Below are 17,098 nucleotides of genomic sequence, written 5' to 3' on the forward strand. Positions count from 1 at the left end.
TTTTTGTCAAGTTTTGCGCTTTCCCGAGAAATTTATATCCTACCGTTTTTAAGGACCTGTATCATCATATCAGCATTTGGATAACCGGCTTCTCTATACTGTTTCATAACCTTTTCAATATCATAGCCAACTCTTTCAATAGATGTACTAAATCCACTCTCATCTATTGTGATAATACCGTAAGATGCTTTTGTTACACCATCAAAGGGCAGGCCTACACTCCCAATATTCATTATCACTTTACCATTAATGTACCGAATATAAGGCTTATGAATATGAGCATAAAGATAAATAGTTGCATCCTTTTTCGAAAACACCTTTTCATGTAACAGGCAATCTTCTGCATTTTGGGGTATCACTTCAAATAAACTGGTAGGTGTTGCATGAAAAGCAAAGATTTCAATACCATGTTCATTTAAGTGTAATTCTGTAGGTAGCTGAGATAAATAGCAAATATCTGTTGATTCAAGGTTAGAAAATATCCATTCACGTTCCTTGTTCATCATTTCAAGAGCTCCATCAGGTACTTCTCCTTGCCGAACCCCTCTCACAACCCATTCATCAGCATTTCCTTTTATCACCTCAGCTTGTAAGGATTGAATAAGTTCTAACGATTTTTTTGGTTCAGGTCCTCTATAGCATATGTCACCAAGAACACAAATTTTTTCAATATTTTTCTTTTTAAGATCTTCTAAGACTGCTTCAAGTGCAACAGCATTACCGTGTATATCTGAGATAAATGCAATTTTCACGATCAAATCCCTCCAAATTAAACGAATCTTTCTCTAGTATACCAATCCAATGGTTTGGTAGCCATTTGTAAAAAATTGTTAGTTTAATTATTAAATTTTCTTCTTTTCTTGGAAGGAGAGTTAAACAAAGAAAAAGAATAATTAAATAATAAACATTATAGAGAAGATGTGTTTTTATTGGAGGGGAATCCATGTTAGCTCAAAAACATATAAACAGCAATGTCATACCTCAAAGTATTATTCCATATGATCACACAATTGCTCCATATTTGATTCGAAATGTTTTATTTCAACATATACCGAAAGCAACAAAACATATTTATGTTGTGGGAATAGGGTCGAATCAAATAAACGGTGACAGTCTCGGTCCTTTTGTTGGTACACTCCTGCAACATAAATTCCCAAGACATTTAACTGTGTTAGGGAATCTTCAGTCCCCACTAGATTCATCAAACTTAGTGAGTGAATTTACCAAGATCTGCTTACCACAAAATAGTTTTGTCATAGCTATTGATAGTGTTTTAGGATCTAAAAACATAGTTCAGTCAATTGTCATTAAAGATGGACCTATTCTGCCTGGTGAGGGTTTAGGAAAACAGCTTCCTGCAATTGGTGATTGTAGTATTATGGGAGTTGTCCTTGAGAAGGATTTTCAGGATCAGTCTACACTATTTCATACAAATTTACATCTTATCTACACAATGACAACAAATATTGCCAAAGGAATTTCTCTTGCAGTTCGGCAATTTTTCCAATACCCTCCTAATTATCCGATATTTTGAAGCAGCAGTAGCCGAATGCAGAATCTAATTACGAAATTCTCCATTCGGCACTAGTTCTTATCAATAATTTTTGCTTTAGATTATTTTATCGAAGGACATTCTCTCTTTCATCAATTTTAGATACGATTGCTTCCGTTAGCTCTTCTGTTATTTCCACTAAATTTTTTTCTAACTTGGCGCTTACCATTTTTGCTAAGGCACCTTCAGGAGTAATGTCAAGAAAACCTGACATTAACGTTTTATTTGATTCCAGAGGCTTTGCTTCAAAATATCCCTTTCCACTAATCTTCTCATTGATTCCGGTTAGATTAAACTCCACTTTTGATGGTTCTAACCATGTCAAAATATCTACTTTTAGATGGATTTTTCGTTTTATAACACCTAAGTCTGTTTTAAATTTCCATGTTGATTCTTTTTCACTAATTATTTCATGATCAATATAGCCAGGTACAAGTGGTGCCCAATGATCCATTACACTTACAAAACTCCATATAGAATGGATAGGATGATCAACTTCTACTTTGTATAAATGATTGGCCATTTATCAAACCTACCTTCACGTTCAATTAATGATTCATAGATGAAAAACCATTTATACAGTACTTATTCTTTTTCATTGTCCAATATGTGTTGAAAATGTATTATTCATAAAACATTAACTTCCGTTACGAATGTCCTTTTCTCAGGGTTTTAAAATAATCTTCAAACAATTTTCCTTATGTGAATTAAAAATCTTATAGGCATGCTCTGCTTCTTCTAAAGAAAGATGGTGGGTGATCACATCCAACAAATTTACTTGTTTCGTTTTGAGAAGATCGTATAAAAAAGGAATTAGATGGATAACAGAAGCAAGTCCCATTTTTAATGTAATGTTTCTCGCAAATAAATCACCCAATGGAAACTGATTATATCTTGTACCATATATTCCCACCAATTGAATAATTCCACCCGAGCGAACTACCTGGCTTGCAAATTCGATGGCACCTAAAGCCCCGCCTTGTAGCCTAAGAGCTGTTTCCATTATTTCTGTCGGTCTCATTTTCCCGCTCATTCCGACACAGTCAATTACTACATCAGAACCACCTTTTGTTATTTCTTTAAGATGTTGCTTAAGTTCTTTAACTTCTTGGAAATTAAAAGCTTCTACACGATTCCATTTTTCTGCATGTTCAAGTCGATAAGGTACATGATCAACTGCTATCACTCTTTTTGCGCCTTTTAACCACGCAAGTTTCTGTGTGATCAATCCGATAGGACCACAACCCAAAACAATCACAGTGTCACCACTCTTTACCTCAGCTTGCTGTATTCCCCAATATGCTGTTGAATAGGCATCAGTTAATAGTAATAATTCTTCATCTGCCACTTCATTATATTCCGGAACTTTAAAGGTCCCAAAATTTGCATATGGTACACGAACATATTCTGCTTGAGTACCACTATAATCTCCAAACAATCTGGAACAGCCATAACAACCACCAATCTCACCATCGAGATTTGATCGTAAACATTGACTCTCAAGTTTTCTTTTGCAGTTTACACATTCACCGCAAGCGATATTATATGGTAATACAACTTTGTCTCCCTTTTTAATACGATGTACATCCGAGCCGATTTCATAAACGATCCCTATTGCTTCATGTCCGATAATATAATCCTTTTTCATACTTGGTATCATACCATGATAAAAATGTCGGTCTGAACCACAAATTGATGTATGAGTTACTTTTACGATCATATCATCCTTATTTTTAATTTGTGGATCAGGCATATCTTTTACCTTTACATCCATAAACCCCTGATATGTGACCGCCCTCATTTACTCTTACTCCCATCATTTTGATCAGTTACTGTTAATAAATACATAATGAGTGCCTGCTGCTCTTCTTCTGTAAAACCAGTAGTATGATCCACCCAAAATTCATGACCTTCTCCACTTACATGTGCTGTTTTTAATTTTTGGTTTTTCACGTTTTCTTTTACTACTTTCTGTCTCAATTCGGAATCAATTAGTGCTAATAGACTGTTTATCGGATCTGCTTTCTTTCCTTTATATAAAGTTTCATTTACTCCTATTTCTTCATTCAGATTTTGACCAACTGCAACTCCCCCGTCATGCAAATATGGTGCACTCCAGAATAGTCCAACAAGACTTGGAACTTTGTATGCTCCATCTGAACCATTATGTCCCCAGCTTCTTTTTAATTGTTTTTCTTGTTCAGCTGTTAAAGTTAGTTCTCTGATAATCGGTTTTTCCGGTAGAGGAACAGGTGTTTCAGGGTCATATAGGCCACCTGGGCTAGAGAAAAATTTTTCAGTGTTGTTAAGTGCTCTAGCTCTAGAACTTTCTGTACCAATCTCTTTTGGAGACATTAATTGATTATTTGTTAAATACTGACCTGCATGACACTTGATGCAACCAGCACGATTAAAAACTGATTTCCCGTCAAGTAGTATTTTATCATCATTATTTATTGCTGTTTTTGGCGGTTTTAAAGAATTCATAAAGGCAGACATCGAATTTAATTGCTCCCATGCCCGATATCCATCAGAACTTGCAAATAAACCTACACTTGATAAAAATGATACTTTAGGATATGAGGGAGACTCAATTAACTCTAATACTCCATCTGCATTCGGAGTTGGATCTATTTTTGCTAAAAAATCCGTCGGACTTTCTCCGCTCTCAGGATCATATTTATACCTTTTATCTGCAGCATTTTGAAGTAATATTGCCACATATAATTCTTTATCAATACCTAATATTTCTTTACTAATCGTCATTTGGGAAACAGCGTCCATATTTTGAGCATGTGCATTATTAATAATGGCACTTAGTCCCTTAAAAGGTCCTAATTGTCCTTGTCCACTCCATCCATACGGATGGTCACCTAATGTAAAGACGTCAGGTGTTTGTACCGGATTATTTATAAGATCAATTGTTGTGTCATTTCCACCTCGTGGCCATTTCATTACTTCTTGATCAACATATTTCTCAAGTCGTTGAATGTCAGGTAAAGCGAGTTCCTCCCCTTCTGTACTTTTAACAGTACGATCTGTAGAGGTAATGAAGTCTTGTATATTTTTCATTTCAGTATGTGTAAAATAGGAAGCAGAATTTGTAGCTAATGCCACAAGTAATCCAATATTTAAATCTGCATTCGGTATTCCGTGAACTACCTCTTTCTGATCATCTAATGAGGAGTGACAAACCGCACAACTAATTCCAGCTCTTACCTTTCCCTCCTCATACCTAACCTTCACTCCAAGAGGGATTAATGCACCCTTGGGTACATCAAGACCTGTGTCAATTAAGTCACCTTTATTTACTTTTATATCACCGATGATTACCGATTTAGCTGCTTGTACTTGAAGATTATCTGTACCTTGTCCGTTTAATTTAATGATTGCCGACGCTACATTAGGAAGTGTCAACGCACCGTCAAACATTCCCATAACATCTGTAAAAAAAACTTCATTTCCGAATGTTTCTTCATAAAAAAGCTTTCTGCCTGTTTGAATGAATTCATGATCAGGTTCTTCCTGTACATCACTTGTCATCTGGCGAATTCCTTTAAAAGAATTGCTTTCTTTAGTATCTACATTTGAGTCTGGAGGTACATATGCATATTCAATTCCTACCACTGTAAAATAAGCAACTGGCACAATCAAGCATATAAAAAGAATGGATAGTATGATGGATCGTTTTCTCAATTTTATTTCTCCTTTAGACTTGATGATAGTTATTATTTAACCATCCATTCACGTTATGCTTATTTTGTTTATTTTTTCACCCAAATACCTCTACAGCCACCGCAAAGAGACCGTCAATTGACAGCATTCTGCTCCTCCAATTGAAGATGAAAGATTCAAATGTATTCCATCTGGATTAAAGGAGGTTTTTACTTTCGATTTAATTCCAGTTGATTTTATTAGTTTATTAACTTCGTTCATATTTGACTGTTGTGCGGCATACATCACCTTAGAAGCAAAATCTTTGGATTGAGCAAGTTTGTTTAACACTAAACTTGCCTCTTTCATTAAAACTTGCATAGATTTAGCTGATTGTTCAAAAAGTGTCGGGTCTATTTCAGGGAATTGTCTGTTAGGAGAGAATGACATGCAATAGTCTTGTACTGTATCGACTATTCTTAAACCATTATAATGAGGTATAGGAAAACATATTGGACAATAGTATATTGGCAGCATAGTAACAGCTCCTTTTCAGGTTCTTCTTCCAATATACGGGAATTAGGAAAAGATGTGATGACATATCTAAACTACGTAGTGAATAATAAACAATTAACTAAATGGCAGTAAAAAGAAATGGAGCAAGAAAAGTAACAACACGTTTTTAAAATACCTTTTTTCTGAATAAAAACCCTAAGAAGAAGTCTTAGGGCATTGTACTTTTATAAATAGGTAAAAGAAGTTCAACTTCAGTTCCTTTATTTTTAGAACTAATAAAAGATATTTTTCCTTTATGGAATTCAACAATACGATAACTTACAGTTAAACCAAGTCCTGTTCCTTTTTCCTTCATTGAATAAAATGGCTCACCTAAATGTTTTAGACGGTCCTCATCAATTCCACATCCGTCATCTTTAAACGTAACCTTTACAGTTTTTACATCCATCATTTCAAGTGAAACATATACATTTTTTGATGAAGCTTCAATAGAGTTTTTCATAATGTTAATAAAAAGTTGTTTTAATTGATTTGGTTCACAATCAATTATAGGAAGATTTTTATTTATTTGAATATGCAATGTCACTCCATATAAATTTGCTTCTGATTCAAGTAAGGACTTTACATCCCTTAACAGATTATTAATGTCCTTTTTTTGAAATTGAATTTTTTGAGGTTTTGCAAGTACTAATAATTCACTTGAGATAATATTCATTCTTTCAAGTTCATCAAGCATGATACGGTAGTAAAATTCATTCTCTTTATTACTCCTTTGAAGCATCTGTACAAAACCTTTTAATGATGTTAACGGATTTCGAATTTCGTGAGCAACGCTAGCTGCAAGCTCACCTACAACGGATAATTTCTCTGTTTTTCGAAGAAGCCTTTCTGTTTCTTTTTCTTTTGAAATGTCTACTGCATATCCAATGATCCCGACTGTTTTTTCGTTAATAATCATTGGCACTGATGTGCATCTTAATATTTTTGTTGTATGATCTTTCATTACAATTTCAATCTCTTCATTTGTAAACGATAGATTATGGTGGATAATTTGTTTGTACGACTTGTAAATCTTCCAACGGTCTCTTTTCGATATTATCGGTAAGACCGTCTTATTCACAATTTCTTCTTTTGTAAACCCTGTAAAGCGGTAAAAATGTTCATTAACCTCTGTGAGCCTTCCTTCTAAGTCAATCATATACACTAACTCAGGGTTAAAATCAAAAAGAGATTTATACCTTTGTTCACTTGCTGCTAATTTTTTCTCAGCTAGGACTTTTTCAGTTACATCTCTTCCCATCACAACTAATTCCTTACGTGATCCATCTTCATGAAACAGCGGAATTTTAATCGTATCAAATGTTTTTACACTACCATCTGGCATAGGTATTTCTTCAATACATCTGCTTTTTGTTCCAATTAACCATGCCTGCTCATCAGATGTTTCACAATATCTTAATGCTTCAGCATAAAACTCAGTATTTTCAGCAAGTTCTGAGTCTTTTTTTCCAACATAATCCACATCTTCTAATTGAAATAATTCAAGTGCAAAATCATTCGCTTTTGTCCAACGCCCTTCTCCATCTTTAAAATTAACAAAATCAACCATTGAGTTAATTAAAATACTTAGTTTGTCTTTTTCTCGCTTCTCATTTTTATATGCTTCTCTTTTTAAGACTAAATAAAAAATAAAGATGCTGGTTAAAAGGACAAACAAGAAACCTTTTATATTATGAAATAATAGTAAGGTCCCTTTGGGGATATTTAATAGAACCAGAAGATTGTCTGTAGCAAGAATCCATACCGAACTGAAAATCACATAATATACTAGAATTTTATATTTATTTACCATTAATTTCTCCTTAGTGATTGGTTAAACCTAAGTCACCTGCACTATTATTTCATCTATTATTTTATTCCAAAAGTTAATTCTACTAAAAATGTACTATATCGTCCATTAGGAATTATTGCTAAGACTTAGACGTTTTTTGAAACAAAAGAAAAAGGATCAAAGCAACTAAATGCCTTGATCCTTGGAAGAATATTAAGCTAAAACAGTGCTTCCCATTAAATAAAGATCTACTTCACGCGCAGCTTCTCTACCTTCATTGATTGCCCATACAATCAAACTTTGACCACGACGAGCATCGCCTGCTGCGAAAACACCATCAATGTTTGTACGGAAGTCTCCATATTTAGCAGCAACAACATTGCGTGCAGTTTGGTCAACATTAAACTGCTTTAATACTGGTTGTTCTGAACCTTCAAATCCAATTGCTATAAAGACTAGTTGAGCAGGCCATACTTTTTCAGAACCCGGGACTTCTTTGAAGTAATATAAGCCTTGTTCATCTTTTAGTTTTTCCATTTGAATTGTGTGAAGTTCTTTAAGGTTTCCTTTTTCATCCGAAATGAGCTTTGTTGTTTGGATACAGTATTGACGCGGATCCTCACCGAACTTAGCTTCTGCTTCCTCATACGCGTATTCCATCGTAAACACATGTGGAGCCTCTGGCCACATATTTTCAACTGTACGAGACATTGGCAATTTAGGGTGTTTACCAAATTGAACCACACTATTACAATTTTGGCGGAGTGCGGTTGCTACACAGTCAGCACCTGTATCTCCACCACCGATTACAATTACATCTTTGCCTTCAGCATTGATAAATTGATTATCTTCAAAATTTGTATTTAAATAGCTTTTTGTTACATCTGTTAGATAATCCATTGCAAAGTGAACTCCGTTTGCTTCTCGTCCTTCTATACGTAAATCACGTTGCTTCTGAGCACCGACACATAGGATCACAGCATCGTGTTGAGCACGCAGTTCATCTGCTGTAATGTCTTTTCCGACCTCAGTATTCGTAATAAACGTAATACCTTCTTGAGTCAACAGGTTTACTCGACGTTCCACAATACCTTTATCAAGCTTCATATTAGGAATACCATATGTTAACAATCCGCCTGCACGGTCTGCACGTTCATAAACAGTCACTGTATGACCTGCTTGGTTAAGTTGATCTGCTGCAGCTAAACCAGCAGGACCTGAGCCAACAATTGCTACCTTTTTACCCGTACGTTTCTCGGGAATGCGCGGTGTAATCCAACCATTTTCAAAGCCTTTGTCAATAATAGCTTTTTCAATGTTTTTAATTGTAACAGCCGGGTCAGAAATGGCTACATTACAAGAACCCTCGCACGGTGCCGGGCAAACCCTTCCAGTGAATTCCGGAAAGTTATTTGTTTTTAGTAAGCGTTCAAGTGCTTCCTTCCATCTACCACGATAGACTAAGTCATTCCACTCAGGAATCAAGTTATGAATTGGACATCCTGACGTGAAACCATTAATCTCAGTTCCAATATGACAGAAAGGAGTGGCGCAATCCATGCAGCGCGCTCCTTGTCTGCTTAACTTTTCCTCAGAGAAAGGAGCTGAATACTCTTTCCAGTCATCTAAACGCTTGAGAGGATCACGTTCTGCTGCCTCTTCACGTTTAAACTCCAAAAATCCTGTTGCTTTCCCCATCTTCCTCTCCCCTTTCTACTGTACTACTGCTTTGGAACGTGACGGCTTTGTCACTGAACCTTTTTTTTCAGATTTTGCATTTGCTTCAAATGCACTCATGATCGCTTCTTCATTAGTTAAACCAGCTTCCATTTGCTCAGCAATACGATTCATCATACGCTTGTAGTCTTTTGGAATTACTTTAACAAACTTCGGAAGTATTTCGTTCCAGTTGTCTAATACAAATCGAGCTTTTGGACTGTTTGTATAATGTAAATGATTTTGAACCATTTCGTTTAGGAATTCAATTTCCTTTTCATCTACTAAACTTTCAAACTCAATCATTTCATCATTACTAATTGCTTTAAATTCTTCTTTATTATCAGCAAGTACGTAAGCAATACCGCCTGACATACCTGCACCAAAGTTTTTGCCGACTTCACCAAGGATAACTACACGGCCACCTGTCATGTACTCACAACCGTGGTCTCCCACACCTTCAACGACTACATTAACACCACTGTTACGAACACCGAAACGTTCCCCCGCACGACCATTGATATATGCTTCACCACTTGTCGCACCATAGAATGGAACATTTCCGATAATTACATTGTCAGCAGCTACAATACTCGAATCAACTGAAGGTTTAACGATAATTTTACCGCCTGAAAGTCCTTTACCGATATAGTCATTCGCATCACCCGTTAAGTGCATAGTTACACCTTTTGGAACGAATGCTCCGAAACTTTGACCTGCCGATCCTGTAAAGCGAAGTGTGATTGTATCTTCCGGTAATCCTTCTTCACCGTATCGTTTAGAAATCTCACTTCCAACAATTGTTCCAGCCACACGGTTGATGTTCTTAATGTTAAATGAAACATCAATAGGTGTACCTGCTTCAATTGCTTTTTCAACTTTTGGTAAGATTTCAACCATATCTAAAGATTGATCAATTTTATGGTTTTGTTTAATTCTTGCCGTACGTGCACCTTCCGGCTGGTATAGAAGTGTAGATAAATCCAAATCTTTAGCTTTCCAGTGAGCTTTTGCACGTTCGCTAACTTCAAGTACATCCGTGCTGCCAACCATTTCTTCCATAGTTCTGAAGCCAAGTTCTGCCATGATTTCGCGGACCTCTTGAGCAACAAAACGCATGTAGTTAACAATGTGATCCGGATCTCCAGTAAATTTATCACGAAGCTCTGGATTTTGTGTAGCTACTCCAACAGGACATGTATCCAGATGACATACACGCATCATAATACAACCCATTACAACTAGCGGAGCTGTTGCAAAGCCATATTCCTCAGCACCAAGGATAGCAGCTAATGCTACATCACGACCTGTCATTAATTTACCGTCGGTTTCTAATACAACACGATCACGAAGACCGTTTAGCATCAAGGTTTGGTGTGCTTCGGCCAAGCCAAGCTCCCAAGGTAACCCTGTGTGCTTAATACTCGTTTTCGGAGAAGCACCTGTACCGCCATCATAACCACTAATAACAATTACATCCGCTGCCCCTTTTGCAACACCTGCAGCAATTGTCCCAACTCCAGCTTTGGCAACTAACTTAACACTAATACGCGCATCACGGTTAGAGTTTTTCAAATCGTGGATAAGTTGTGCTAAATCCTCAATAGAATAAATATCATGATGAGGAGGAGGTGAAATTAATCCTACACCAGGTGTTGAACCACGAACATCCGCAACCCATGGATAGACTTTATTTCCAGGTAACTGACCACCTTCACCAGGCTTAGCACCTTGAGCCATTTTTATTTGAAGCTCATCCGCATTTACTAGATAGTGACTTTTTACACCGAAACGACCAGATGCGATTTGTTTTACTGCACTGCGACGTAAATCGCCATTTTCATCAGCAATGAATCTGTTTGAATCTTCTCCACCTTCACCACTGTTGCTTTTACCGCCAAGACGATTCATCGCAATTGCTAATGTTTCATGTGCTTCCTTACTTAATGAACCAAATGACATTGCACCAGTTTTAAAACGTTTTACGATTGAATCAACTGATTCAACTTCATCAATTGAAATTGATGATCTTTTACCATTGAATGAGAATAGATTACGTAAGAATCCAATTCTTTCTTCATTCGCAGCATCTGAATATTTTTTAAATAGACTATAATCATTTTTTCGACAAGCCCATTGTAATGTGTGAATTGTTGAAGGATTGAATGCATGGTGCTCTCCATTTTTTCTCCATTGGAAGTCACTTCCTGAATCCAGAACCTTGTCAACTTTCTCAGAATACGCTTCTTGATGACGTAATACTGCTTCTTTTGCAATTGTTTCAAGATTAATACCGCCAAGTTGTGATGCTGTTCCAGTAAAGAAACGGTCAATCACATCTTGACTAATACCGACAGCCTCAAAAATTTGTGCTCCACGATAACTTTGAACAGTTGAGATCCCCATCTTAGACATTACTTTAACGACACCTTCAGTAACACCTTTGATATATTTCGCAACAACCTCTTCATAGCTATAAGATAAGCTGCCATCTAAAACTGCCTCTTTGTAAGTTGCAAATGCAAGATAAGGGTTAATTGCATCGACACCATATCCAATTAAAGCTGCAAAGTGATGTACTTCTCTTACTTCACCGGATTCAATAACAAGGCTTGCTTTTGAGCGAGTACCTTGACGAATTAAGTGTTGATGAAGTGCACCAACAGCTAATAATGCAGGAATTGCAATGTTTTCAGAATTCATTCCTCGATCAGAAACGATGAGAATATTAACACCATTTCCGATTGCTTCATCTGCTTCAGTACATAATTTCTCGATTGCTTCGTCTAAATTTCCAGTAAAAATCGCTTGAATTGTTTTGCTCTTAAATCCAGAGTTTAGATTTAAACGTAATTGGGCTAATTGGATATTAGAAAGTACAGGCGAATCCAACTGGATTCTACGTGCATTTTCTTTTGTAGGGTGAAGGATATTACCTTCAGTACCAAGCAAAGTCATGGTAGATGTTACAATTTGCTCGCGAATTGCATCAATTGGCGGGTTTGTAACTTGTGCAAATAATTGCTTAAAATAATTAAATAATGATTGAGGTCGATCTGATAATACTGCAAGTGGTGTATCATTTCCCATTGATCCTAATGGATCTTTTCCTTCCGTAATAATAGGAAGTAAATATTTTTGAATATCTTCATACGTATATCCAAAAGCACGATGACGTACTGCAATATCAGTCACAACTTCTTCTTCTAAAACATCAGATTGGTCATCAAGCTTAATTAGTTGCTCGTTTAACCATTCTTGATATGGCTCTTCTTTTGCCATTTCTTCTTTAATTTCTTCATCAGAAATAATGCGTCCTTCTTCTAAATCGATTAGAAGCATTTTACCTGGGCTTAAGCGATCTTTGTATAATACATCTTTTTCATCTACTTCTATAACGCCGACTTCAGAAGAGAAAATGATGTAATCGTCTTTTGTTACATAATAGCGCGCCGGGCGAAGTCCGTTACGATCAAGAATAGCACCAATTTGCTTTCCGTTCGTAAATGAAATAGCGGTTGGTCCATCCCATGGCTCCATTAAGCAGCTATGATATTCATAGAAAGCTCTCTTTTCCTGACTCATATGAGGATTCTCAGTCCAAGGCTCTGGAATCATCATCATAGCGGCATGTGCCGGCTTCCGACCTGCCAAGACGAAAAACTCAAACGCGTTATCTAAAATAGATGAATCACTACCATCTGCATCTAGAATTGGTAGTACCTTTTCAAGATCCTCACCGAATGCTTCTGATACAAACTGTTGCTCTCTTGCTTTCATCCAATTCATATTTCCACGAAGTGTGTTTATTTCACCGTTATGAATTAAATAGCGGTTTGGATGTGCTCTTTCCCAGCTTGGGAATGTATTTGTACTAAAACGTGAATGTACAAGTGAAAATGCAGAAACAAAATCTTCATCCTGTAAATCCAAGTAGAAAGCATCAACTTGTTCAGGTGTTAAAAGTCCTTTATACACAATTGTGCTACTTGAAAGACTAGTAAAGTAGAAACGCAATTCACGCTCTCTAGCCCAATTTTCTGCTTGTTTACGAATCACATACAATTTACGTTCAAACGTAATATTGTCTTGGATTGATTCATTTGCTCCAATAAATACTTGGCGAACAACCGGACAGCTCATTTTTGCAACTGGTCCAATTCCCTCTGCATTAACTGGTACATCTCTCCAACCTAAAAGTGTCTGACCTTCAGCTTCAATAAAGTTGTTAAGTTGCTCTTCAATTTGCTGCCGTTCAGAATCGTCATTTGAGAAAAACATCATTCCTACACCATAGCGGCCTTTTTCAGGAAGAGTCATTTCCTTGCAAGCCTTTTTGAAGAATGCATCAGGAATTTGCACCATTAAACCAGCGCCATCTCCTGTTAATGGGTCACTGCCTTGTCCACCCCTGTGATCTAGTTGGCAAAGCATATTTAGTCCTTTTTTTACAATATCATGTGTAGCATGGCCTTTAATATGAGCGTATAAACCGATACCGCATGCATCATGTTCAAATTCAGGACGGTAGAGACCTTGTGCTTTAGGTATTTGATTGTAAGTCATGTATATCTCCCCCCGTTAGATAATCTTACACCCGATAATTTTCAGATAATTACATTATATCTTCCATAATTGATGTTAACAATATATAATTTAGATAGAATCAATCTAATATTGATATATATGATCGGAGGCCTATGATGGAATTACGACAATTACGATATTTTATGGAAGTAGCAGAGCGTGAGCATGTGTCAGAAGCTGCACAATATTTACATGTTGCTCAGTCTGCAATAAGCAGACAAATCGCTAACCTTGAAGCAGAATTAGGTGTTACTTTGTTTGAAAGAGAAGGGCGAAACGTTAAGCTTACACCAATTGGAAAGGTATTTCTTACACATACCAAAACAGCCATGAAGGCAATTGATTATGCAAAAAAACAAATCGATGAGTATTTAGATCCTGAAAGAGGAACAATCAAAATCGGGTTTCCTACAAGTCTTGCAAGTCACTTATTGCCAACCGTGATATCAGCATTTAAGGAAAAACACCCGAATGTTGCCTTCCATTTGCGACAGGGTTCATATAATTTCTTAATTGATTCTGTAATAAACCGTGAAATAGATTTAGCATTTTTAGGGCCTGTACCACAGAACATCCCAGATATAGAAGGATCTATTTTATTTACGGAAAGTATTTTGGCCTTATTGCCGTCATCTCACCCTCTCGCATCTAAAAGAAGCATTCTTTTGAATGAACTGAGAAACGATTCATTCGTTTTATTTCCAAAAGGTTATATTCTCCAACATATTGTTGTTGATGCATGCAAGCAAGCTGGTTTTGTACCGAATATTTCCTCAGTTGGTGAAGATTTAGATGCAATAAAAGGGTTAGTATCTGCAGGAATGGGTGTCACACTTTTACCAGAAAGTACTTTTCACGAATCCATCCCTCGGTTTACGGTAAAAGTACCGATAGAACTTCCATTAGTTAGAAGATCTGTTGGAATCATTGTTTCGAAAAAAAGAGATCTTGCACCTTCAGAGAAGGTATTCTATAAATTTGTAAAAGAATTTTTCTCAATGCTTGAACAATATAAATAAAAAAACAAAAGACTGACAAAGTTATTTTTCATTTGTCAGTCCTCTTGTATTATATCATTTATTAATCTTCTGTTATTTTGTAAATTATGGAGATGAAACCTTTTTAGACGAGTTTCTACCATTATATAAGATTTTATAGCGCTTCCATTCCAACCTCTTTATTGTATGAGAAATCATTTTTTGGAAAAGGATATGTATGATAAGAAAAACTTAATCTGTGTCATATAAGAAGGAGGATTGTTTATGGAAAACAAAGAAAAGTACTTAACGAACGCTCCAAAAGATGAAAACATTACAATTCAAACAGACAGCACATTTCCAAATCTAAAAAATAGTAATGGCGATTCAGTAAACAAACATAAACAGCAAGAAGTAGCAAATTCGATCATTGCAGAGAAGGAAATTGGCCAACAACAAGAAAATCTTTGACATTCAGGGATTCCCTGAATGCCACCTTCATCTAAGTAAAATAATCCGGGAAATCAGTAATAATTCCATCCACATTTGCATCTATTAGGTTTTTAATTGACTTTTTATCTCTCACTGTATACGGCATAACTTTCATATCGTATGAATGAATTCGTTTAACCAAATTCTTTGTAATTAATGCTTTATTTGGATTAATGTATTGTACCAAAGAAGACCAATCTCTTAATTGAACCTTTGATATTCCATGAACTCTATATTTCACTAATAGTCCAAGTGGTATATTCGGCAAGGATTTATGAAATGTCTCCAGCCATTCAAAGTCAAATGACTGTATGATAATTTCATTATTTATAGGACGGTTTACATTACATTTTTTCATTACTTCTTCCAACTTTAAGATTAAGTTCGGATACATGACCGGATTCTTAATTTCCACCAGTAAACCCATTTTATTTTTGTATGTTTCTATTACTTCCTCCAGGGTTGGAATGTATTGACCGGTAAATCTTTTATGAAACCAGCCCCCTGCATCTAAGTTACGTAGCTCTTCATATGTATATTGATGTACCTCACCTGTTCCATTCGTTGTTCGATCTACAGTTGGATCATGAATAACAACCAATTTTTCATCTTTGGTCATTTGTATATCTATTTCGAGATAATCGGATTTCATTTGTAATGCTTTTTCAAAAGCAGCCATCGTGTTCTCTGGAGCATAGCCTGAAGCCCCTCGATGGGCTACAACTAGCTTGTTTCCACTCTCCTTCTTTTCGCCGCCTATTGGAAGAGTTTTTATTTTACTGAAATGATTTAGAATAAAGAATTTTTTACTCATACTTTTCACACCTTTAAAGGATTGTAATTATTATTAACTTAAATCTTTGAAACTCACTTATATTTCAAGTAAAGTTAATAGTAAGATCATTCTCTAGGAGGTATCTTTAGTGAACGAAGTACTAAATACTTTAACAAGTCATCGATCTTTTCGTCAATACAAGGATAAACCTGTTGAAGAAGAACATTTAGAAGACATTCTCCAAGCGGCACAGGCTGCTCCTACTTGGATACATGGACAGCAAGTATCTGTTATTGTGATCAAAAATCAGGATAAAAAAAAACAATTAGCTTCTTATTGTGGAAATCAGGAGCATATTAGGCAGGCACCTGTTTTTTTAGTATTTTGTGCTGACTTTTATCGTGCAAAACTGGCAAGTGAGCTGGAAGGTATGTCATTTGAAGTAGTAAACGATACTGATGCATTACTTGTTGGGGCAACTGATGTTGGGATATCCATGAGCAACGCTATAGTTGCTGCAGAATCAATTGGGCTGGGTACAGTTCCAATTGGTGGCATACGAAGAAATCCATTAGGTGTCATTGAGCTGTTGGAAATCCCCAAATATGTTATTCCAATTGCAGGTTTATGTGTTGGTTATCCGTCAGAAGACCCTGGACTAAACCCACGACTTCCAAAAGAAGCATTTCGACATGACGAAAATTACAATTCTAATCAGACTCAATATATTAAATCATATAATGAGATATTCAAACAACATCAACTAAAAAGGACAAATGGAAAACACGAAAATAATTGGTCATATAGAATATCTAAATTTTATCAAGAAAAGCATTATAACAATCAATATCCAGACGTTCCCAAAATGCTGCATCAACAAGGTTTTGTTTGTAAGGATTTGAAATAAGTAATAGACTGCCGGAAAGCTGGCAGTTTTCATTTTGTAAACGCCTTGATAGTAACTTAAAAAAATATAAATTTCTGTTTCACCTTTTATA

13 protein-coding genes are annotated in these 17,098 nt (G+C 36.0%); 4 read left to right on the forward strand and 9 right to left on the reverse strand.

Annotated elements, in window-relative coordinates; genetic code table 11:
* Window positions 1-32: 32 nt before the first annotated feature.
* Window positions 33-752 (reverse strand): metallophosphoesterase family protein, encoded by a 720-nt coding sequence (locus BK577_RS01025; RefSeq protein WP_078431215.1) that lies wholly within the window; start codon window positions 750-752, stop codon window positions 33-35.
* 191 nt (window positions 753-943) lie between these two features.
* On the opposite strand from BK577_RS01025, the gene yyaC reads away from it, so the two are divergent.
* The gene (yyaC, locus tag BK577_RS01030; RefSeq protein ID WP_078431216.1) at window positions 944-1,534 is read left to right on the forward strand and encodes a spore protease YyaC; all 591 of its coding nucleotides are present in this window, start codon (window positions 944-946) and stop codon (window positions 1,532-1,534) included.
* An 85-nt stretch (window positions 1,535-1,619) separates the two neighbouring features.
* Here yyaC and BK577_RS01035 read toward each other — a convergent pair whose 3' ends face one another.
* From BK577_RS01035 to gltB, 7 genes are all read right to left on the reverse strand, one after another.
* Entirely contained in the window at window positions 1,620-2,075 is a 456-nt protein-coding gene (locus BK577_RS01035; protein ID WP_078431217.1) for an SRPBCC family protein, read from the reverse strand.
* 141 nt (window positions 2,076-2,216) lie between these two features.
* Window positions 2,217-3,353 carry an alcohol dehydrogenase catalytic domain-containing protein gene (locus BK577_RS01040; RefSeq protein ID WP_078431218.1) on the reverse strand — a complete coding sequence of 379 codons (1,137 nt, stop codon included), beginning with the start codon at window positions 3,351-3,353 and terminating at the stop codon, window positions 2,217-2,219.
* Window positions 3,350-5,248, reverse strand: a complete 1,899-nt coding sequence (locus BK577_RS01045; protein WP_078431219.1) for a hypothetical protein — start codon at window positions 5,246-5,248, stop codon at window positions 3,350-3,352. The genes BK577_RS01040 and BK577_RS01045 overlap by 4 nt, the downstream gene beginning before the upstream one ends.
* A gap of 90 nt (window positions 5,249-5,338) precedes the next feature.
* The gene (locus BK577_RS01050; protein WP_245823404.1) at window positions 5,339-5,743 is read right to left on the reverse strand and encodes a YuzC family spore coat inner layer protein; all 405 of its coding nucleotides are present in this window, start codon (window positions 5,741-5,743) and stop codon (window positions 5,339-5,341) included.
* Between the two features lie 187 nt (window positions 5,744-5,930).
* A complete protein-coding gene (locus BK577_RS01055) occupies window positions 5,931-7,574 on the reverse strand; it encodes a PAS domain-containing sensor histidine kinase (protein WP_078431220.1) in 1,644 nt (547 codons plus the stop codon).
* Between the two features lie 192 nt (window positions 7,575-7,766).
* Window positions 7,767-9,251 carry a glutamate synthase small subunit gene (gene gltD / locus BK577_RS01060; protein ID WP_078431221.1) on the reverse strand — a complete coding sequence of 495 codons (1,485 nt, stop codon included), beginning with the start codon at window positions 9,249-9,251 and terminating at the stop codon, window positions 7,767-7,769.
* 15 nt (window positions 9,252-9,266) lie between these two features.
* Window positions 9,267-13,835, reverse strand: coding sequence for a glutamate synthase large subunit (gene gltB / locus BK577_RS01065; protein WP_078431222.1), 4,569 nt, complete (start codon window positions 13,833-13,835; stop codon window positions 9,267-9,269).
* Window positions 13,836-13,972: 137 nt separating this feature from the next.
* Between gltB and gltC the strand changes: the two genes are divergently transcribed.
* Together gltC and BK577_RS01075 are read left to right on the forward strand one after the other, a co-directional pair.
* A complete protein-coding gene (gltC, locus tag BK577_RS01070) occupies window positions 13,973-14,875 on the forward strand; it encodes a glutamate biosynthesis transcriptional regulator GltC (protein ID WP_078431223.1) in 903 nt (300 codons plus the stop codon).
* Window positions 14,876-15,118: 243 nt separating this feature from the next.
* Window positions 15,119-15,304, forward strand: coding sequence for a hypothetical protein (locus BK577_RS01075; RefSeq protein WP_078431224.1), 186 nt, complete (start codon window positions 15,119-15,121; stop codon window positions 15,302-15,304).
* Between the two features lie 31 nt (window positions 15,305-15,335).
* Here BK577_RS01075 and BK577_RS01080 read toward each other — a convergent pair whose 3' ends face one another.
* The gene (locus BK577_RS01080) at window positions 15,336-16,139 is read right to left on the reverse strand and encodes a glycerophosphodiester phosphodiesterase (protein WP_078431225.1); all 804 of its coding nucleotides are present in this window, start codon (window positions 16,137-16,139) and stop codon (window positions 15,336-15,338) included.
* Window positions 16,140-16,248: 109 nt separating this feature from the next.
* Here BK577_RS01080 and BK577_RS01085 point away from each other — a divergent pair, with 109 nt between their 5' ends.
* A complete protein-coding gene (locus BK577_RS01085; protein ID WP_078431226.1) occupies window positions 16,249-17,007 on the forward strand; it encodes an NADPH-dependent oxidoreductase in 759 nt (252 codons plus the stop codon).
* The last annotated feature ends 91 nt before the right edge of the window (window positions 17,008-17,098 follow it).

Origin of the sequence: Metabacillus halosaccharovorans (genome assembly GCF_002019635.1) — a bacterium.
GTDB classification, from domain to species: domain Bacteria; phylum Bacillota; class Bacilli; order Bacillales; family Bacillaceae; genus Metabacillus; species Metabacillus halosaccharovorans.

What these genes read in the sequence shown, in the direction of transcription:
- yyaC (WP_078431216.1), top strand. Translation starts at nt 944, where the DNA reads ATGTTAGCTCAAAAACATATAAACAGCAATGTCATACCTCAAAGTATT.
- BK577_RS01035 (WP_078431217.1), bottom strand. Translation starts at nt 2,075, where the DNA reads ATGGCCAATCATTTATACAAAGTAGAAGTTGATCATCCTATCCATTCT.
- BK577_RS01040 (WP_078431218.1), bottom strand. Translation starts at nt 3,353, where the DNA reads ATGAGGGCGGTCACATATCAGGGGTTTATGGATGTAAAGGTAAAAGAT.
- BK577_RS01050 (WP_245823404.1), bottom strand. Translation starts at nt 5,743, where the DNA reads ATGCTGCCAATATACTATTGTCCAATATGTTTTCCTATACCTCATTAT.
- BK577_RS01055 (WP_078431220.1), bottom strand. Translation starts at nt 7,574, where the DNA reads ATGGTAAATAAATATAAAATTCTAGTATATTATGTGATTTTCAGTTCG.
- gltD (WP_078431221.1), bottom strand. Translation starts at nt 9,251, where the DNA reads ATGGGGAAAGCAACAGGATTTTTGGAGTTTAAACGTGAAGAGGCAGCA.
- gltB (WP_078431222.1), bottom strand. Translation starts at nt 13,835, where the DNA reads ATGACTTACAATCAAATACCTAAAGCACAAGGTCTCTACCGTCCTGAA.
- gltC (WP_078431223.1), top strand. Translation starts at nt 13,973, where the DNA reads ATGGAATTACGACAATTACGATATTTTATGGAAGTAGCAGAGCGTGAG.
- BK577_RS01075 (WP_078431224.1), top strand. Translation starts at nt 15,119, where the DNA reads ATGGAAAACAAAGAAAAGTACTTAACGAACGCTCCAAAAGATGAAAAC.
- BK577_RS01080 (WP_078431225.1), bottom strand. Translation starts at nt 16,139, where the DNA reads ATGAGTAAAAAATTCTTTATTCTAAATCATTTCAGTAAAATAAAAACT.